Below are 18,014 nucleotides of genomic sequence, written 5' to 3'. Positions count from 1 at the left end.
CCTTATCCGATGTTGGACAGTTTCAGCAGGTGGCGCAGGTCGTTGAGCAAGTCCTTGCCCTTGACCTTGGCGTCGTAGCGCAACACCAGGTTGCCGTGGGGATCGACGATCCATAGCTGCGCATCACCCGGCGCACCGGCATTTTTGCTGAAGGTCGTGAGGTCCAGCGGGTAACGCTGCAGTTGCGGGTACTCGGCCTTGAGCTTGGCGTCATAGTCGCTGCCCAGGGGCTGAGCACTGGCCAAGGCATGGCTGGCGCGGGAAGCATCGCGCCCCAGGCCAATCTGCAATTGCCGCGCGAGGTACACCAGTTGCTGGCAATCCGCGGCGCAAGCGGCGGGCGCGGTCACCAGCAGTTGCCAACGCTGTTCATCAGCCTGCACGCCGATGTCGGCGCGGGTCTGGCCGTTGCCGATCATTTCGCCATGGTAACTGCGACTGTCCGGCACCCAGAACTGCAGCTTGTACATGAAGGTCGCCAGCGCCATCGGACCGATCACCATCATCAGGATCAGGATCAACTGCCAACGGCCTTTGCGCCGATCAGGCACTTCAGACATGTTGAGTGGATTCATGGCCGCTCCCATGGGGCTTCTCCTTTTTGTTGTGCCATCCGAGGTAGAGGTAAAGCGCCAGCAGGGCCAGCGACATGGCGAACCACTGCACGGCGTACGCCAGGTGTTTTTCCGGCCCCATGGCCACGATCGGCCAAGTGGTTTCGTAGGTGCCGGGGCCGGCTTCGGCCCGCAGCTCGTAGGCGAAACCGCTGCGTCCCAGCTCCGCCCACAACGCGGCCGGGTGCAGCGCCGTCAGCAGGCGCGGCCATTGCGCGCCCGCCGGGTCGGCGTGCAGCTGGAAGGTTTCGCCGGGTGCGACGTAGACCCAGGCATCCAGGTTCACAGGTTGCTCAGGGGTGCTGAAGACCGGTGGCGTGCGCCGATCCGGCCAGGGCAGCCAACCACGATTGAGCAACAGCCACAGGCCGCTGGCCTGGTCGTGGAAGGGTTGCAGCAGCTCAACGCCGGCCTTGCCGTCGCGCATGCGGTTATCGAGAAAAACGCTGTGTTCGGCATCGAATTGTCCGCGCAGCCGCACACGGCGAAAGGCCGGGTCAGGCATATCGTTGAGTTGCGCACTGCTGATCGGATCCGCCGCGCGGCGCTCGGTGTAACTGTCCACCAGCAGCTGCTTTTCATGGCCGCGAGACAGCTGCCAGAACCCCAGCCCCACCATCAACGGCAGCAACACCAGCACCACTAAGGTGGGTGCGATCCCTGGACGAAAGCGTTTTGCGGCGCTGGCTATACTTGTTTTCATTGCCCGCCCATCCCATTGGAGCCCGACCATGCTCAAAGCCACCATTGCCCTGATGCTGATCGCGACCGTTGTGAGTCTGTTCAGTGGCTTGTTCTTTCTGGTCAAGGACGAGGGCAACTCCAATCGCCTCGTCACCGCCCTGACCGTGCGTGTCGTACTGGCCGTGATTACCCTGGCGTTGATCACCTGGGGCTTTTTCAGCGGCCAACTGGTTTCTCATGCGCCGTGGTAAACCGCCTCACAGCACATAGACGAAGAAAAACAGCCCGATCCACACCACGTCCACAAAGTGCCAATACCAACTGGCCGCCTCGAAGCCGAACTGGTGCTCGGCATTGAAATGCCCCTTGAGGATGCGCATCAGCATCACGAACAGAATGATCGTGCCGATGGTGACGTGGGCGCCGTGAAATCCGGTGAGCATGAAGAAGGTCGCGCCGTATACGCCCGAGCCCAAGGTCAGGCCCAGCTCTTTATAAGCGTGGATGTATTCCTCAGCCTGGAACCCCAGGAATGCCAGGCCCAGCAGCACCGTGATCGCCAGCCAGATCTTCAGCGCACCGCGATGGCCTTTGCGCAGCGCATGGTGGGCGATGGTGATGGTCACGCTGGAACTCACCAGCAGGATGGTATTGACCAGCGGCAGGCCCCAAGGGCTGATGGTGCCTTCCGGCGCGGGGTACATTTTCGGATCGGGGTTGTTCAGCAACGGCCACGCAAATTCGAAATTCGGCCACAGCATGTGCGCAATGCCCTTATGCCCTTCGCCGCCCAGCCAAGGGCCGGACAGGTGCCGTACATAAAACAGCGCACCAAAGAATGCGATAAAGAACATCACTTCGGAAAAGATGAACCACGTCATGCCCCAGCGGAACGAGCGGTCCATCTGCGAACTGTACAAACCGGCGCGGCTTTCCTTGATCACCGCGCCGAACCAGCCAAACATCATGTAAGCCACCAGCAGGCCACCGATGAAAAAGATCCACGGGCCGTGGGATTCCGGGCGCGCCGCCTTCAGGTCGTTGAACCACACGGCCAGGCCGTACACGGTGACCAGCATGCCAATCGTGGCAATTATCGGCCATTTGCTTTGCGCTGGTACGTAGTACGTATCATGAGTCGACATGTATTCGCTCTCCTGATTGAGCGGGCAAACAGTAGCTAGCCCCCGGTGTGCACAGCCACCGGCGGTTGGCGCGCAGTGATATCAAACAGCGTGTATGCCAGGGTCAAATGCTTCACATCCTTGGGCATGTCACGGTCGACAATGAAGCGCACTGGCATCTCGATACGCTGGCCTGGCTGCAGCACTTGCTGGGTGAAGCAAAAGCACTCGGTCTTGTGGAAATACATCGCCGCTTCGGCCGGGGAAATACTCGGTACGGCTTGGGCGGTCATGGGTTTGTCGGTGGGGTTGTAGGCCACGAACAACATCTCGGTCACCGCGCCTGGGTTGACCACCACTTCGTCAGCCTTGGCGTAGAAATCCCAGACCATGTCGATGGCGTTGGTGGACAAAAATTGCACACGCACCTGGCGCGTTGGGTCCACCACCTGCGACCCCTCGTATTGCCCGGCCGTCTTGCCGTTGATGCCGAACGCCTTGCACATCACGTCGTAGATCGGCACAAGCGCAAAGCCGAAGGCGAACATTGCCACCACCAGGATCAGCAGGCGGGTGACCAGGCGCTTGATCGGTACGGACTCAGCCATGACGCCCACCCAATGTGAATGAGGCCATTGTGGGAGGGGGCTTGCCCCCGATAGCTGTTTTACAGCCAATAATGATGTCGGCTGACACACCGCCATCGGGGGCAAGCCCCCTCCCACATTGGCCGTGTACGCAGTGCCAAGGCGTGTTCATTTGACCTCCGGCGGCGTGGTGAAGGTGTGGTATGGAGCCGGCGAGGGGATGCTCCACTCCAGGCCTTCGGCGCCATCCCACGGTTTGGCCGGCGCCGGCGCGCCGCCACGGATGCACTTGATCACGATGAACAGGAAGAAGATCTGCGTAGCGCCAAACATGAAGGCGCCAATCGACGAAACCATGTTGAAGTCGGCGAATTGCAGGTTGTAGTCCGGCACCCGCCGCGGCATGCCCGCCAGCCCGACGAAGTGCATCGGGAAAAACGCCATGTTCATGCCCACGAAAGACAGCCAGAAGTGCAGCTTGCCCAGGGTTTCGTCGTACATGTGGCCGGTCCATTTCGGCAGCCAGTAGTAGGCCGAGGCGAAGATGCCGAAGATCGCGCCGGGCACCAGTACGTAATGGAAGTGCGCCACCACGAAGTAGGTGTCGTGATACTGGAAGTCCGCTGGCGCAATCGCCAGCATCAGCCCGGAAAACCCGCCGATGGTGAACAGAATCACGAAGGCCACGGCGAACAGCATCGGCGTCTCGAAGGTCAGCGAGCCCTGCCACATGGTACTGACCCAGTTGAAGACCTTCACCCCGGTCGGGACGGCGATCAGCAGGGTGGCGTACATGAAGAACAACTCGCCCACCAACGGAATACCGACCACGAACATATGGTGCGCCCACACGATAAACGAGAGGAACGCGATGCTCGCCGTGGCGTAGACCATCGAGGTGTAGCCAAACAGCGGCTTGCGCGAAAAGGTCGGGATGATCGAGCTGACGGCGCCGAAGGCCGGCAGGATCATGATGTACACCTCGGGGTGGCCGAAGAACCAGAACACATGCTGGAACAGCACCGGGTCACCGCCGCCGGCCGCGCTGAAGAAGCTGGTGCCGAAGTGGATGTCCATCAGCATCATGGTTACGCAACCGGCCAGCACCGGCATCACCGCGATCAGCAGGAACGCAGTGATCAGCCAGGTCCAGACGAACAGCGGCATTTTCATCAATGTCATGCCGGGTGCGCGCAGGTTGAGGATGGTCGCGACCACGTTGATCGCGCCCATGATCGAACTGATGCCCATCAGGTGGATGGCAAAGATGAAGAACGTCACGCTTTCCGGCGCGTAGGTAGTGGAGAGCGGGGCGTAGAACGTCCAGCCGAAGTTAGGCCCGCCGCCCGGCGTGAAAAGCGTCGAGACCAGCAGCAGGAACGCCGCCGGCAGCAGCCAGAAGCTGAAGTTGTTCATGCGCGGCAGGGCCATGTCGGGCGCGCCGATCATCAATGGGATCATCCAGTTGGCCAGGCCGACGAACGCCGGCATCACCGCGCCGAACACCATGATCAGGCCGTGCATCGTGGTCATCTGGTTGAAAAACGCCGGCTCGACAATCTGCAGGCCGGGCTGGAACAGCTCGGCCCGGATCACCATGGCGAACGAGCCGCCGAGCAGGAACATGGAGAAGGCAAACCAGAGGTACAGGGTGCCGATGTCTTTGTGGTTGGTGGTCAGCACCCAGCGCATCAAGCCCTTCGCGGGGCCGTGGGCATGGTCGGCGTGACCATGGTCATCGATCACAGCGCTCATGGCCGTTCTCCTGCAAGCAAGTGGGCGGGGCGGGTCGAGGTAAACGCCTTGGAGTAGGTCATTTGCTTTCCGCCTGCTTGATGGCCAGCACGTCTTTAGGCGTGACCATGTCGCCTTTGTTGTTGCCCCAGGCATTGCGCTCGTAGGTCACTACGGCGGCGATATCCACTTCCGAAAGCTGCTTGCCGAAGGCCGCCATCGCGGTGCCGGGCTTGCCGTGGTACACGAGGCTCAGGTGGCCTTCCTTTGGTCCGGTGGCAATTTTCGAGCCCTTGAGTGCCGGGAACATCGGTGGCAGGCCCTGGCCTTCGGCCTGGTGACAGGCCACGCACGTGGTGTGGTAGACCTTGTCGCCACGGGCTACCAGCTCTTCCAGCGTCCACTCTTTAGAGGTCAGCTCCTTGAGCTTGGCGGCCTCTTCCTTGCGCTCGCCCAGCCAGGTTTCGTAGTCGGCCTTGGACTTGACCTCGACCACGATGGGCATGAAACCGTGGTCCTTGCCGCACAATTCGGCGCACTGGCCACGGTAGATGCCAGGCTTCTCTACGCGGGTCCACGCCTCGTTGACGAAGCCTGGGATGGCGTCGCGCTTGACCGCAAACGCCGGCACCCACCAGGAGTGGATCACGTCGGCGGCGGTCACCAGAAAGCGCACCTTGGCCCCCACCGGCAACACCAGCGGCTGGTCGACTTCCAGCAGGTAATGTTCGCCCTTGGTGGCCTGGTTGTGGATCTGCTCGGCGGGCGTGGCCAGGTTGCTGAAGAACTCCACATCCTGGCCCAGGTATTTGTAATGCCACTTCCACTGATAGCCGGTGACCTGGATATCGATATCCGACTCACTGCTGTCGTAGATATTGATCAGGGTCTTGGTCGCCGGAATGGCCATCGCGATCAGGATCAACAACGGCACGACGGTCCAGAGGATCTCCACGGTGGTGCTCTCGTGGAACTTGGCCGCAACCTGCCCTGTGGACCGGCGATGAACAATCATCGACCAGAACATCGCGCCAAACACGATGATGCCGATCACCACACAGATCCAGAAAATGGTCATGTGCAGGTCGAACACAGCGTGACTGACTTCTGTCGCCCCTGGCGCCATATTCGTTGTCCAGGCGGCGTGCGCCTGGCCGAATACCGACCACAACAGGAGGCCCATCCAAACGTGTGGATGTCGCATCATTGCGGGTTCCCCTTATCGTTCTTGTTATCCCGCCGGTATGCACCTGCGTCGAAGGGAGCGGCTTCCATACTGCTTACAACCGCTTAGCCTTGCCTGCTTATGCAGTCTGGCGTCATCAGCTAATCGCGTACAAACCCGAGTATAGACACGCTCTGCAACCCCGCAATGTGTAGGGGTAAATGAGCAAAAATGAGGTGTTTCAGGCTAATGAAATAGGCGGCGGAATCGTTTATCCCGTTATCTATCGCGATTCGATATAACGCCCGCGCATAACCATGAAATAATTATGACAAATGCGTCTGAGGCGCTCGTATAAACGAGCTACCTTATCCTCTCCCTATTCCTACGCCTGCATGACTGGAGCCTTCATGAACACCGCCGCATTGCGCGAGCAGATTTCCCGTGCCCATCAACACGAAGCCAGCACGGGCCAGTTGGCCCAGCAGCTGGAAAAACAATTGCCGCACCTGCATTCGGCCATCGCCCTGGCTGACGGTGATCGCAACATTGTCATGTCCCGCTTTGTGACCGCCTACATCGACCTCGTCCCGGAGTTGCTGGACGCCGCCAACGATGTGGCCCGCGAGGCCGGTATCGAAAGCCAGATCAAGCCGGTGCTGAAGATCGCCGAGCATTTTTTCCTGCAACCACCCGCTATCCTGGCTGGCCATGTAGGGCTCGATGGCCTGCTGGACGAGGCTTACCTGGCTCATCGCCTGGTGGAAGAAGTAAACGATCTGTATATCAAGCATTTCGGTCAGCCGTTGATTCCGGCGGATACCACCGTGGCCAATGTCATCGCCCATCAACTGATCGGCGAAGCGTTTGCCAACCAGCTGGATGAAGCGGTGCACCACGCGGTGGATGAAATGCTCAACGAAGACAGCTTTGCGCTGGAGTCGGTCGAGGCCTATCGCGAACAACTGAAGAGCCCGGACACGGAAGCGGCGTGGAAGCGCTGGCCGTGCCTGTCGCGGCAGTTGGGGGTTGAGTTGGCGTTGGATCAGCCGGCTTAAACTTTCAGTCTGACACGACCAAATGTGGGAGGGGATTTGCCCCCTCCCACATTTTGATCCGCTTTAGTCAGCCAGTAGAAGCCGCCGAACCCATTCCTGTCGTCGTCCTCACCCGACCTTCCAACCGGCGCTTCAACCCACGCGCCTCGATCACCAGCCTTGAACCCTTCGCCGCATTCGCCCGTCCCCACTCCTCCAGCAACTCCAGGCAGGAATGGTCGATATAGCTCAAGTTATTGAGCGGCACATGCACAGTGCTTCCCGCAGGCACCGTCGACAATACCTGGGTCAACGCCGGCACTTTCAGAAAGGTTGCCGCACCGATCAGACGCAGCTCCATCTCACCGTCCTGGGGCAAGTCGATCAAGCTGACCTTAAGCCGTGAAGCCTTGAGCGCCAGCTTGACCAGCGTCAACCCGAAGCCCACCAGAACGCCGGTCAGCAGGTCGGTAAAGATGATCGCCAAGGCCGTCGCCGCGTACGTAAACATCGGCATGCGCCCATAGCGCCCGAGGGCTTTGAACGCCTTGATGTCGACCAGCTTGATCCCGGTGTACACCAGCACGCCGGCCAGGCTCGCCACCGGAATGCTTTGCAACACACTCGACAGCAGCAATACAAAGCCCAACAGCCACACACCGTGGAACATCGCCGACAGGCGGGTGGTAGCACCGGCCTGTACGTTGGCCGAGCTGCGCACGATCACACCGGTCATCGGCAGCGCACCTACCAGGCCGCACAGCATGTTGCCTACACCTTGAGCAGACAATTCCTTATCGAAATCGGAACGCTGCCCGCTGTGCATGCGGTCTACCGCGGCGGCGGAAAGCAACGTCTCGGCACTCGCGATAAACGCCACGGCGAAGGCCGCAATCAGCAACTGCGGATCGGCAAGGTTCAGCAGATCACTGGGGCGCAGCCAATCGATGGCATCGGCAAGGTTCTCCGGGACTTCCACACGCTTGACCTGCAACGCCAGCACCAGGCTGACGACGGTGGTCAGGCCCACACCCAGCAAGGCGCCGGGCACAAAGCGCAGCTTCTGCGGGCGGAATTTATCCCAGACGTACATCACCAGCATCGTCGACAAACCGAGCAATCCTGCCTGCCAACCCAATCCGCCACCCAAGGTCGGGATCGCCTCAGCCAACGCCGCGGGGAAACCCGCCAGGTTATCCAGACCCGAAGGCTTGGGCGCGCCATCGAGCATCACGTGTATCTGCGATAACACGATCAGCACGCCAATGCCCGCCAGCATGCCATACACCACTGCCGGGGCCGTGACGCGGAACCAGCAACCCAGGCGCAGACGCCCGGCCACCAGCTGCAGGAAGCCTGCCAGCAGCAGGATCGGCCCAAGCATCATCATCCCATGCTGGCGCACCAGCTCGAACACCAACACCGCCAGACCCGCCGCCGGGCCGCTGACCTGCAACGGCGAGCCGGCCAGCCAACCCACCACCAGGCCCCCGATGATCCCAGTGATCAGGCCCTTGGCCGGCGGCATGCCGGAAGCGATTGCGATGCCCATGCACAGGGGCAGGGCGACCAGAAACACGACCACCGAGGCGAGTAGCTCTCGAGGTATTACAGCTTTCAATTGAGCAGCACGCATGATGACTCTCCCGAGGCATTTACCGGGCGCGGTAAAGCCTGGCTGCGTCCATGGCAGCCACCGCTTTACCCGGCAGGGAAGTGTTTTAGAAGCGCGCTTTAGGCGTCGCGGAAGGAATTGGCCCTTCGCCGCCCAACGGTCGGAACGCCGACTGGTCGGCATCGTAGGCGCGGATTTCGCTGGTCTCGATGTTGTAGATCCAACCGTGGATAAACAGTTGACCATTGGCCATGCGCGAGGCCACGGAAGGGTGGGTACGCAAATGCTGCAGTTGGGCGATGACGTTTTCTTCGGTCAGCACCTTCATGCTTTCGCCTTCATTGGCGCAGTCGCAGTTGTCCTCGACCATGGACTTGGCGACCTCGGCGTGTCGCAGCCAGGCCCTTACCGTCGGCATCTTCTCCAGGCTGGCGGGATTGAGGACCGCCCGCATAGCGCCGCAATCGGAGTGCCCGCAGACGATGATGTGCTGCACGCCCAAGGCGAGAACCGCGTACTCGATGGCCGTGGAAACACCGCCGTTCATCTGGCCGTATGGCGGCACAACGTTGCCGACGTTACGCGTTACGAACAGGTCGCCCGGTGAGCTTTGGGTAATCAGCTCAGGCACGATGCGCGAGTCCGCGCAGGTGATAAACATCGCCCGTGGGCTCTGCGCCGTGGCGAGTTTCTTGAAGAGTTCTTCCTGCTGTGGGAAGACGTCGTGATGGAAATGCAAAAAGCCGTCAACGATATGCTGCAGCGCTGCATCGGCGGTTTCAGCCACCGGAGAGGCAGAAGCCGACGCAGCCAACGGCTGTTTATCCTTGTCACTCATGATTCATCCTCTTGATTAATGCAGGGGGAGTTTTCAGCTCAGTTCGACGTCAGGCCAAGGCAATAGTTGTAAACGCTACAAACCGGGCCGCCGACTCATCAGTCACTCGCTGAACAAGGTAACCGTCGAAACTTAACTCAAACTGAATGAACCGCTCTATCTCGCGGCTTTCAGTGATATCAAAACGCGACCATTCCCACAGGGATGTCGCCTTTTACCTCTTCAGTCTACAACAAAGCCATTTGCCTGCCCGGTGGACAAAAGGCGCTGCAATCGAGGTTGAAGCCTTCCCGCCGGTTGAGCCCCAGGCGCTTGATCGCCTTGCTGAAGCGCTGCGCCAGCAAATCGGCAAACGGCCCTTCGCCACGCATGCGCACGCCGAAGCGGCTGTCGTAAACCTCACCGCCGCGCACCTGACGCACCAGGCTCATCACGTGGGCTGCGCGTTGCGGGTAATGCGCCGCCAGCCACTCCTCGAACAACGGCGCCACCTCCAGCGGCAACCGCAGCATCATGTATGCGGCACTTTGCGCGCCAGCGGCATGGGCTTCGGTTAACAGGCTTTCCAATTCACTGTCGTTGATCATCGGGATCATCGGCGAGCACAGCACGCCCACCGGGATCCCGGCGTCACGCATCACCCGAATCGCCCGCAACCGCGCCTTGGGCGCCGCCGTGCGTGGCTCGAGGATGCGCTTGAGTTCATCATCCAGGCTGGTGAGGCTGATCATCACGGCCACCAGTCGCTGGCGGGCCAGCTCGGTGAGCAGGTCCAGGTCGCGCAAAATCAGTGAACCCTTAGTGATGATGGTCACCGGGTGACGATAACGCAGCAGCACTTCCAGGGTTTGCCGGGTGATTGTGTACTCGCGCTCGATCGGCTGGTACGGGTCGGTATTGGAACCGAGGTTGATCGGCGCACACACGTAGCCCGGCTTTGACAGTTGCTGCTCCAGCACCTCGGCAGCGTTGGTCTTGGCGATCAGTTTGGTTTCGAAATCCAACCCCGGCGACATGTCCCAATAGGCATGGCTGGGCCGTGCATAGCAGTAGATGCAGCCGTGCTCGCAGCCACGGTAGGGGTTGATCGACCGATCAAACGGCAAGTCCGGCGAGTTGTTGCGGGTGATGATGGTCTTGGCCGTTTCGATGCGCACTTCGGTGCCCTGGGTCGGCGGCACTTCCTGGAACCAGCCGTCGTCTTCGGCCACGCTGACAGTCGGCGCAAAGCGGTTGTGCAGGTTGGTGGCCGTGCCCCGGCCTCGGGGTGGCAGCGGAGTAGACATGAAAGCGCCTCGATACTGTTTTTATATACAGTATCGAGGCGCGAGGTTTCTGACCAGTGCCGTTTGGCGGCCAGGGAGGGATCAGTGCTTTTGCGTCACTTGTCCCAGGTCATCACCGGAGGTGGTACGCATGTCGTTCTGGCGCAGGTTCTCCACGTCGCTGGCGGTCACCGGCGCGCCTTTATTGCCCCAGCTACCCCGGATGAAACTGACCACGTCGGCCACCTCCTGGTCAGACAGGCGCCAGGCGAACGCCGGCATGGTGAACGTCGACGGCGCCGCATGGGTAGCCGGCAGAGTACCGCCGTTCAACACGAGGTTGATCAACGATGTGGCATCCGCCGTCTGCAACACCGGGTTGCCCGCCAACGCCGGGAACACGCGTGTATAACCATGGCCATCGGTACGGTGGCAGGCGGCGCAGTTGTCGATATACACCGAGGCGCCGCGCTGGCTGTCATCGCCTTTCCAGAGGGCATCCGCTACCTGCTTGTCGTAAGGGTGCGGCTGATCCTTGGGGTCCACCGCCGGCAGGCTCTTGAGGTAACGGGCGATAGCGGTCAGGTCATTTTCCGACATGTACTGCATGCTGTGGACGACAACATCGCTCATGCCACCAAACACCGCACTGCGATCACTGCGACCGGTCTTGAGAAATTGCGCCAGTTGCTCCTCGCTCCAACTGCCGAGGCCGTCCTTGTGGTCACCGCGCAGACTCTTGGCAACCCAGCCTTCCAGTGGCGCGCTGCCGGACAGGAAGGCGTTGCCGTCAGTGGCGCTCAGGGCTTTTTCCTGCATGGTCAACGCCCGTGGCGTATGGCACGCGCCGCAGTGGCCGAGGCCTTCCACCAGGTAAGCGCCACGGCTGATCACCGGATCGGCAGCGGCCTGCACCGGATGCTCTTCGACAGACGGGGCAAACATCCATCGCCACGCCGCCAGCGGCCAACGCATGCTCAAGGGCCAGGGAATATCGCTGTCCTTGTTCTCCTGGGCGACGGGCTCAACACCCTTCATGAAATAGGCATACAACGCCTGCATATCGCTGTCACTGACGCGTGCGTAAGACGGGTAGGGCATTGCCGGGTAAAGCGTACTACCGCTCTTGGCGACGCCATGGCGCACGGCCTTGTCGAAGTCTTCGAAGCTGTAGTCGCCCAGGCCGGTCTTGTGCGGGGTGATATTGGTGGAATAGATCACACCGATGGGGGTTTCCATCGGCAGCCCGCCGGCAAAGGGTTTGCCGCCCTTGGCGGTGTGGCAGGCCACGCAGTCACCGGCGCGGGCCAGGTATTCCCCTTGCTTGATCAAGTCAGTGTCAGCGGCGCTCACCGAGCAGCTGCTGAACAGGGCGAAGGTCGCGATAACAAGTGCTTTCATGGTCATCGCTCCTTATGCCTGAACCAGTGGGCCGGGGTTTTTCAGGTACTGCTCGCGGATCGCCCGGGCCGACCAATAGGTCAGCGCCGCCACCAGGCCGGTGGGGTTGTAGCCCAAGCCTTGTGGGAACGCGGAGGCGCCTGGGACAAACACGTTGTGTACATCCCAGCACTGCAGGTAACGATTCAACGCACTGGTGTTCGGGTCGGTGCCCATGATCGCACCGCCATTGAGGTGGGTGGTCTGGTAGGACGCGGTGTTGAAGTGTTCACCAACCTTTTTGCCAAGCACGGCAATCGCCTTGGGGTTCATCGCCTCGGCGACCTTGCCCATTTTCTCGACCATGAAGCGGTTCATCTTGATGTCGTTTTCCTGCCAGTCGAACGTCATCCGCAGCAGCGGCAGGCCGTAGGCATCGCGGTAAACCGGGTCCAGATCCAAGTAGTTGCCCCGGTAGGATTGATGGGCGCCATGGGCATCCATCGACACTTGGTGGGTGTAGTAATCGGCGGTGGCGCGCTTCCACGCGCTGCCCCAGGCCGGGGTACCCGGCGGGTTGGAGGTGCCGGCAATCGGTCGGCTGCCGGCCTGGTTGACCCACATCGGCGAACCGCCCACGAAGCCGTGAGGCCCGTGGTCGAAGTTATCGGCGTTGAAGTCATCGATGGCCACGCCATTACCGCCCGCACCGATGAAGTTGTTGGTGTGGGTGTCCTTGTCGAAGAACGCCTTGATGGTCGCCATGTTCTGGTAGGCGAAGTTCCTGCCCACCACGCCCTCATTGGTAATCGGGTCGTAGGGCTTGCCGATGCCCGACAACAGCATCAAGCGTACGTTGTGAAACTGGAAGGCACCGAGAATCACCAGATCGGCCGGCTGCTCGCATTCGCGGCCCTGGGCGTCGATATACGTCACGCCGGTGGCCTTGCTCTTGGTGCTGTCGAGGTTGACCTTGAGCACGTGGGAATTGGGCCGCAGCTCAAAGTTCGGCACCTGGCGCAGCGCCGGCAGGATGTTCACGTTCGGCGAGGCCTTGGAATACATGTAGCACACGTAGCCACTGCAGAAGCCACAGAAGTTGCACGGGCCCATCTGCGCGCCGTAGGGGTTGGTGTAAGGCCCCGATGTATTAGCTGACGGCAGGTTGTAGGGTTTGTAACCCACGCTGGCGGCCGCTTTCTGAAACAGCTGTGCGGAGACGGTGTTCTTCTGCGCTTCCAGTGGGAACGGGTTGGAGCGATCCGGTGCATACGGGTTGCCGCCACGGCCTTCGCCTACTCGCTGACCTTTCACGGTCCAGGCTTGGCCGGAGGTGCCGAAGACTTTTTCCGCGTAGTCGAAAAACGGCTCCAGCTCTTCATAGCTGACGCCGAAGTCCTGGATGGTCATGTCCTTGGGAATGAACTGTTTGCCGTAGCGCTCTTCGTAATGGCTGCGCATACGCAGCTCGATCGGGTCGACCCGGAAATGCACGCCCGACCAGTGCAGGCCCGCGCCCCCCACGCCATTGCCCGGCAAAAACGCACCTAACTGACGGTTAGGCAGGGCAACGTCATTCACGCTGTGGCGAATGGTCACCGTCTCTTTGGAGATGTCCTGGAAGAGTTTCTTACGCACGCTGTAGGTCAATTCGTCGATGACCTGGGGATAGTTGCCGTCCGGGTAAGTGTCCTGCATCGGGCCGCGTTCCAGCGCGACCACGTTGAGGCCTGCTTCCGTCAGTTCCTTGGCCATGATCGCGCCGGTCCAGCCGAAGCCTACGATCACTGCATCCACTTTCTTCATGATGGTCGCCACGCTTATGCCCTCTCGCCACGGATTGAAACGGCCGGGAAGGGGTACTGCTCGTTGCGTTCCACCCAGTCCATGAAATCGGCGCGGGCGCCGGGGAAGCCGATCATGGTCCAGCCGACCATGCCTTTGTTGCCGCCGTGAATCGGGTCGCAGAAGAACCCTTCCTTGGTGTTTTGCAGCAACAGATTGAAGAATATCTTCGGCGGCACCGCCTCGAAATGCGCAGCAACTTCGCCACCGCCAGCCTCCAGGCGGCGCAACATATCGTCTCGGGTAGCGCTGTCTTGCGCAGCAAAAACCTTACCGTTGAACGCCTTCGACCAGGCATCCGTCGCGGCAATACCCAAGCGGTAGATCTCCTTGGGGACCAATTTGCTCTGCCAACCCATTTCCGGCGGCGCATCGGCGTTGAAAGGGCCTTGCATGAACCACAGGGCTCCGCTGGCATACGGCGTATTCATCTGGCGGTCGATGTATTCCGGCGCACCGGCTTCCAGGGCACCTGGGCCTTGGGCGTCAGCGGGGATCAAACGCTCGACGGCGGCGTTGATAAACGCCCATTCCTCGGCCGTAAAGTAAGTGGGCTCGTAGGCTTTTTCGTCAGCCACAGGCTTGGCAGGCGCAGCCTGGACGGGTTCAGGCGTCGCCATCAGCATCGAACCGCCAAGGCCGGTGCTGGCAACCGTGACCACCGGGATCAAGGTCAAGGATTTGCGCAAAAAGTCACGCCGGGGGTTGTCTTGATCTTGATCAGACATGGTGGCACCTCATCATGTGGTCACGGGTTTATCAGCCGCTTCTGAGAGTGGCTTGGTGTTTTTGAGCAGCGAGTTGGATCCAAAAGATCCAAAGAGATAGAACGCAGCGGCAATCAATAGTTACAAATGATAGCAGGCTAAGGATGTAGAGAATCGTTTCAGCGACTAAAGACTGAGGGATTCACGATTCTTTGACGGGCCCCTCACGCCTCATTGACCCCCGGCAGACGAAGCTGAGCACTCTCTCCACCCTTCTGCCCGGTCATGTCACAGATGCTCAAGAATCAATGGTTGTCGGGTGTGGGCCTCGCGCTCATGGCACTCTTCACCAGCGCTTACGCCCACGCCGACGAGCCCACGTCCATCCGTTCAGCCGAATGGGCGCAGCCTGTGGGCAACCAATACAACCTTCACCAGATGACGCCCACGCTCTACCGCAGCGCGCTACCGGACGGCAACGCGGCGCCTCTGCTGGAAAAACTGAAGATTGGCACCGTGATCAATTTCCTACCAGAATCCGATGCCGACTGGCTCAAGTCCCCCAACATCCGACAGGTACAGCTGAGTTATCGCACCAACCACGTAGATGACTCCGACGTGCTGGCGGCACTGAGAGCTATCCGGGAAGCCGAGGCCAACGGCCCTGTGCTGATGCATTGCAAGCACGGCTCTGACCGTACCGGCCTGATGGCGGCGATGTATCGGGTGGTGATCCAGGGATGGAGCAAGGAAGATGCCTTGAACGAAATGACCTTGGGCGGTTTCGGCACCAGTAATGGCTTCAAGTACGGCGTTCGCTACATGATGCGCGCCGATGTCGACAAGTTGCGCACGGCGTTGGCGAGTGGCGATTGCAGCACCAGTGCGTTTGCGCTGTGTTCGATGAAAGATTGGATCACGACAACGGGCAAGGACGAAAAAGTACCGTAGTGCACGTGCTGTGAGCGCCGGACGTGCCCGCGGTGCAGGCAAGCCCGCTCCCACAGGGAGCGGGCACCCGACGTTACTCTTTCTTGAGCTTCGGGTTGGGGAAAAACTGCACCGCCTGCACCTTAGGGTCCGCAGGCGCTTTCAGCGCCGAGGTATTCACCCGCGTCCCCAACTCCTTGGGCACCGACAGCCCCTGGTCATTGAGGGTGTCTGTATACCCGCAGGCCACACACTCGCGATGCGGTACGTTGTCCTCAGTCCACATCTTCAGCTTGTCCGGCTCACTGCACGCCGGGCAGACCGCCCCGGCGATAAATTGCTTTTTGGTAATCACAGGCCCTTCGCTCATGCTGCCGCGTCCTCACTCAGGCCGCTGTGGCGCAAGAGTGCGTCAATCGATGGCGCCCGTCCGCGGAAGTCGACGAACAGCACCATTGGTGCCTGGGAACCGCCACGTGCCAGGATGGCTTCGCGGAACGCACGGCCGGTCTCGGCATTGAGCACGCCGTCTTCCTCGAACTTGGAGAAGGCATCCGCCGACAGCACTTCGGCCCACTTGTAGCTGTAGTAACCCGCGGCGTACCCCCCGGCAAAGATGTGCGCAAAGCTGTTAGGGAAGCGGTTGTAGGCCGGCGGACGCATCACCGACACCTCATCGCGCACGCCTTCGAGCACTTGCGCCACGCTGCGGCCATCACCGTGGGTGGCATGCAGTTCGAAGTCGAACAGCGAGAATTCCAGCTGGCGCACCATCATCAGGCCGGACTGGAAGTTCTTGGCTGCGAGCATTTTTTCCAGCAGGTCCTGGGGCAGTGGCTCACCGGTTTCATAGTGACCGGAGATCAGCGCCAGGCCCTCCGGCTCCCAACACCAGTTCTCCATGAACTGGCTCGGCAACTCCACCGCATCCCAGGCCACACCGTTGATGCCGGACACGCCAGCGTGTTCAACACGGGTCAACAGGTGATGCAGGCCGTGGCCGAACTCGTGGAACAGCGTGGTGACTTCATCGTGGGTCAGCAGGGCTGGCTTGCCGCTGTCGGCCGGGGTGAAGTTGCACACCAGGTTGGCCACCGGGCTTTGCAGCACGCCGTCAATCGTGCGGCGACGGTCGCGGGCGCCGTCCATCCAGGCACCGCCGCGCTTGTTGGCGCGGGCGTACAGGTCGAAGAAGAAGCGGCCGACGTGCTGGCCGTTTTCCTTGATTTCAAACAGGCGGACATCCGGGTGCCAGGTGTCGAAGCCTTTCTGCTCGGCGATCTCAATGCCGTACAGACGCTGCACGATGGCAAACAGGCCGCCGAGCACTTTGTCGATCGGGAAGTAAGCGCGCAGGGCTTCCTGAGACACGCTGTAGCGTTGTTCACGGAGTTTTTCGCCGTAGAAACCGCTGTCCCAGCTTTGCAGGTCGGCGCAGCCTTGTTCGGCGGCGTAAGCCTTGAGCTGTTGCAAGTCCTGGGCGGCAAACGGCTTGCTGCGCTTGGCCAGGTCACGCAGGAAACTCAGCACCTGGTCGCTGGACTCAGCCATTTTGGTGGCCAGGCTCAGTTCCGAGAACGACGCGTAACCCAGCAACTGAGCCAGCTCCTGACGCAGGTCGAGGATCTGTTCCATCACCGGGCCGTTATCATGCTGACCGGCATTCGGGCCCTGGTCCGACGCACGGGTGCAGTAGGCCGCGTAGACTTCTTCACGCAGGGCGCGGTCCTGGGCGTAGGTCATCACCGCGTAGTAGCTCGGGAACTCCAGGGTGATCAGCCAGCCGTCGAGGCCTTTGGCCTGGGCAGCAGCAGCCATCTGCGCCTTGGCTGAGTCGGTCAGGCCGGCGAGGGTGGCCTCATCGGTCACGTGTTTGGTCCAGGCCTGGGTGGCGTCCAGCAACTGGTTGGAAAACTTACTGCCCAGCTCGGACAGTCTGCTTTGCACTTCGGCGTAGCGTTTTTGCTGCTCGGGCGGCAAATCGATACCCGACAAGCGGAAGTCGCGCAGAGAATGTTCCAGGATGGTTTTTTGCGCCACGTCGAAACCGGCGGCTTCCGGGCTGTTGGCCAGGGCTTCAAAGGCCTGGAACAGCGCACGGTTCTGGCCCATCTCGGTGGAGTAGGCGCTCAACGCCGGCAGGCAGCCTTCATAGGCTTCGCGCAGTTCGGCACTGTTGCACACGGCATTAAGGTGGCTGACCGGGCTCCAGGCGGCGCCCAGGCGGTCGTTCAGTTCATCCATGGCCAGGACCAGGCCGGCCCACGTCGGGTTTTTACCCTGGCTTTGCAGGATGCCTTCGATGGCAACGCGGTTGTCGGCGAGGATCTGTTCGATGGCCGGCTGGACGTGCTCGGCACGGATCGCCGAGAACGGCGGCAGGTCGTAGGACTGCAGAAGAGGGTTGTTCGCGCTCACGGTTGGCACCTTGGCTGAAGAAACAGGTAAGAACAAAGATGGGGCCATCTTAATTACAATCAACGTCCACC

17 protein-coding genes are annotated in these 18,014 nt (G+C 60.7%); 3 read left to right on the top strand and 14 right to left on the bottom strand.

The features are described from left to right. Positions 1 to 2 precede the first annotated feature (2 nt). Positions 3 to 587 carry a hypothetical protein gene (locus ACI512_RS03430; RefSeq protein ID WP_231809773.1) on the bottom strand — a complete coding sequence of 195 codons (585 nt, stop codon included), beginning with the start codon at positions 585 to 587 and terminating at the stop codon, positions 3 to 5. Further along, a complete protein-coding gene (locus tag ACI512_RS03425; protein ID WP_231809772.1) occupies positions 553 to 1,317 on the bottom strand; it encodes an SURF1 family protein in 765 nt (254 codons plus the stop codon). Before ACI512_RS03425 ends, ACI512_RS03430 begins: the two co-directional genes overlap by 35 nt. 28 nt (positions 1,318 to 1,345) lie before the next feature. On the opposite strand from ACI512_RS03425, the gene ACI512_RS03420 reads away from it, so the two are divergent. Further along, positions 1,346 to 1,549, top strand: coding sequence for a twin transmembrane helix small protein (locus tag ACI512_RS03420; RefSeq protein WP_064053147.1), 204 nt, complete (start codon positions 1,346 to 1,348; stop codon positions 1,547 to 1,549). A 6-nt stretch (positions 1,550 to 1,555) separates the two neighbouring features. Here ACI512_RS03420 and ACI512_RS03415 read toward each other — a convergent pair whose 3' ends face one another. The 4 genes from ACI512_RS03415 to coxB all read right to left on the bottom strand — a co-directional run bounded on the left by ACI512_RS03415 (position 1,556) and on the right by coxB (position 5,950). Then, on the bottom strand, positions 1,556 to 2,443 hold the full coding sequence (locus ACI512_RS03415) for a cytochrome c oxidase subunit 3 (RefSeq protein WP_064053148.1): 888 nt from the start codon (positions 2,441 to 2,443) through the stop codon (positions 1,556 to 1,558). Positions 2,444 to 2,478: 35 nt separating this feature from the next. After that, complete coding sequence (locus ACI512_RS03410) at positions 2,479 to 3,030, bottom strand: cytochrome c oxidase assembly protein (RefSeq protein WP_231809771.1); 552 nt, start codon at positions 3,028 to 3,030, stop codon at positions 2,479 to 2,481. A 147-nt stretch (positions 3,031 to 3,177) separates the two neighbouring features. Further along, positions 3,178 to 4,764 (bottom strand): cytochrome c oxidase subunit I, encoded by a 1,587-nt coding sequence (gene ctaD / locus ACI512_RS03405; RefSeq protein WP_012721504.1) that lies wholly within the window; start codon positions 4,762 to 4,764, stop codon positions 3,178 to 3,180. Between the two features lie 58 nt (positions 4,765 to 4,822). Then, a complete protein-coding gene (coxB, locus tag ACI512_RS03400; RefSeq protein ID WP_012721503.1) occupies positions 4,823 to 5,950 on the bottom strand; it encodes a cytochrome c oxidase subunit II in 1,128 nt (375 codons plus the stop codon). A gap of 368 nt (positions 5,951 to 6,318) precedes the next feature. On the opposite strand from coxB, the gene ACI512_RS03395 reads away from it, so the two are divergent. Beyond that, a complete protein-coding gene (locus tag ACI512_RS03395; protein ID WP_064053149.1) occupies positions 6,319 to 6,966 on the top strand; it encodes a hypothetical protein in 648 nt (215 codons plus the stop codon). Positions 6,967 to 7,033: 67 nt separating this feature from the next. Here the strand turns inward: ACI512_RS03395 and ACI512_RS03390 are convergent, their stop codons facing one another. From ACI512_RS03390 to ACI512_RS03365, 6 genes are all read right to left on the bottom strand, one after another. Further along, a complete protein-coding gene (locus ACI512_RS03390) occupies positions 7,034 to 8,581 on the bottom strand; it encodes a SulP family inorganic anion transporter (RefSeq protein WP_236381395.1) in 1,548 nt (515 codons plus the stop codon). Between the two features lie 85 nt (positions 8,582 to 8,666). Beyond that, positions 8,667 to 9,398, bottom strand: a complete 732-nt coding sequence (locus ACI512_RS03385) for a carbonic anhydrase (RefSeq protein WP_043204601.1) — start codon at positions 9,396 to 9,398, stop codon at positions 8,667 to 8,669. 227 nt (positions 9,399 to 9,625) lie between these two features. Continuing rightward, the gene (locus ACI512_RS03380; protein ID WP_093544855.1) at positions 9,626 to 10,684 is read right to left on the bottom strand and encodes a PA0069 family radical SAM protein; all 1,059 of its coding nucleotides are present in this window, start codon (positions 10,682 to 10,684) and stop codon (positions 9,626 to 9,628) included. An 81-nt stretch (positions 10,685 to 10,765) separates the two neighbouring features. Continuing rightward, a complete protein-coding gene (locus ACI512_RS03375; RefSeq protein WP_236382897.1) occupies positions 10,766 to 12,064 on the bottom strand; it encodes a cytochrome c in 1,299 nt (432 codons plus the stop codon). 12 nt (positions 12,065 to 12,076) lie between these two features. Further along, positions 12,077 to 13,861, bottom strand: coding sequence for a GMC family oxidoreductase (locus tag ACI512_RS03370; RefSeq protein ID WP_236382895.1), 1,785 nt, complete (start codon positions 13,859 to 13,861; stop codon positions 12,077 to 12,079). Positions 13,862 to 13,863: 2 nt separating this feature from the next. After that, a complete protein-coding gene (locus tag ACI512_RS03365; protein WP_012721496.1) occupies positions 13,864 to 14,616 on the bottom strand; it encodes a gluconate 2-dehydrogenase subunit 3 family protein in 753 nt (250 codons plus the stop codon). Between the two features lie 273 nt (positions 14,617 to 14,889). On the opposite strand from ACI512_RS03365, the gene ACI512_RS03360 reads away from it, so the two are divergent. Beyond that, positions 14,890 to 15,546, top strand: a complete 657-nt coding sequence (locus ACI512_RS03360; RefSeq protein ID WP_236382893.1) for a tyrosine-protein phosphatase — start codon at positions 14,890 to 14,892, stop codon at positions 15,544 to 15,546. A gap of 73 nt (positions 15,547 to 15,619) precedes the next feature. On the opposite strand, the gene ACI512_RS03355 is transcribed toward ACI512_RS03360, so the two are convergent. Together ACI512_RS03355 and prlC are read right to left on the bottom strand one after the other, a co-directional pair. Next, complete coding sequence (locus ACI512_RS03355) at positions 15,620 to 15,895, bottom strand: YheV family putative zinc ribbon protein (protein ID WP_012721494.1); 276 nt, start codon at positions 15,893 to 15,895, stop codon at positions 15,620 to 15,622. Further along, a complete protein-coding gene (prlC, locus tag ACI512_RS03350) occupies positions 15,892 to 17,991 on the bottom strand; it encodes an oligopeptidase A (RefSeq protein WP_236382889.1) in 2,100 nt (699 codons plus the stop codon). The genes ACI512_RS03355 and prlC overlap by 4 nt, the downstream gene beginning before the upstream one ends. Positions 17,992 to 18,014: the final 23 nt, after the last annotated feature.

The sequence above is a fragment of the Pseudomonas petroselini genome (genome assembly GCF_045037875.1).
Lineage (GTDB): Bacteria > Pseudomonadota > Gammaproteobacteria > Pseudomonadales > Pseudomonadaceae > Aquipseudomonas > Aquipseudomonas petroselini.
This window is presented reverse-complemented; position numbering and strand designations above follow the sequence as displayed.

Bases quoted from the DNA above. Each gene is read 5' to 3' on its own strand.
- ACI512_RS03425 (WP_231809772.1), bottom strand. From the start codon at position 1,317: ATGAAAACAAGTATAGCCAGCGCCGCAAAACGCTTTCGTCCAGGGATC.
- ACI512_RS03375 (WP_236382897.1), bottom strand. From the start codon at position 12,064: ATGAAAGCACTTGTTATCGCGACCTTCGCCCTGTTCAGCAGCTGCTCG.
- coxB (WP_012721503.1), bottom strand. From the start codon at position 5,950: ATGATGCGACATCCACACGTTTGGATGGGCCTCCTGTTGTGGTCGGTA.
- prlC (WP_236382889.1), bottom strand. From the start codon at position 17,991: ATGGCCCCATCTTTGTTCTTACCTGTTTCTTCAGCCAAGGTGCCAACC.
- ACI512_RS03360 (WP_236382893.1), top strand. From the start codon at position 14,890: ATGCTCAAGAATCAATGGTTGTCGGGTGTGGGCCTCGCGCTCATGGCA.
- ACI512_RS03390 (WP_236381395.1), bottom strand. From the start codon at position 8,581: ATGCGTGCTGCTCAATTGAAAGCTGTAATACCTCGAGAGCTACTCGCC.
- ACI512_RS03385 (WP_043204601.1), bottom strand. From the start codon at position 9,398: ATGAGTGACAAGGATAAACAGCCGTTGGCTGCGTCGGCTTCTGCCTCT.
- ACI512_RS03420 (WP_064053147.1), top strand. From the start codon at position 1,346: ATGCTCAAAGCCACCATTGCCCTGATGCTGATCGCGACCGTTGTGAGT.
- ACI512_RS03410 (WP_231809771.1), bottom strand. From the start codon at position 3,030: ATGGCTGAGTCCGTACCGATCAAGCGCCTGGTCACCCGCCTGCTGATC.
- ctaD (WP_012721504.1), bottom strand. From the start codon at position 4,764: ATGAGCGCTGTGATCGATGACCATGGTCACGCCGACCATGCCCACGGC.
- ACI512_RS03365 (WP_012721496.1), bottom strand. From the start codon at position 14,616: ATGTCTGATCAAGATCAAGACAACCCCCGGCGTGACTTTTTGCGCAAA.
- ACI512_RS03355 (WP_012721494.1), bottom strand. From the start codon at position 15,895: ATGAGCGAAGGGCCTGTGATTACCAAAAAGCAATTTATCGCCGGGGCG.
- ACI512_RS03395 (WP_064053149.1), top strand. From the start codon at position 6,319: ATGAACACCGCCGCATTGCGCGAGCAGATTTCCCGTGCCCATCAACAC.
- ACI512_RS03415 (WP_064053148.1), bottom strand. From the start codon at position 2,443: ATGTCGACTCATGATACGTACTACGTACCAGCGCAAAGCAAATGGCCG.
- ACI512_RS03430 (WP_231809773.1), bottom strand. From the start codon at position 587: ATGGGAGCGGCCATGAATCCACTCAACATGTCTGAAGTGCCTGATCGG.
- ACI512_RS03380 (WP_093544855.1), bottom strand. From the start codon at position 10,684: ATGTCTACTCCGCTGCCACCCCGAGGCCGGGGCACGGCCACCAACCTG.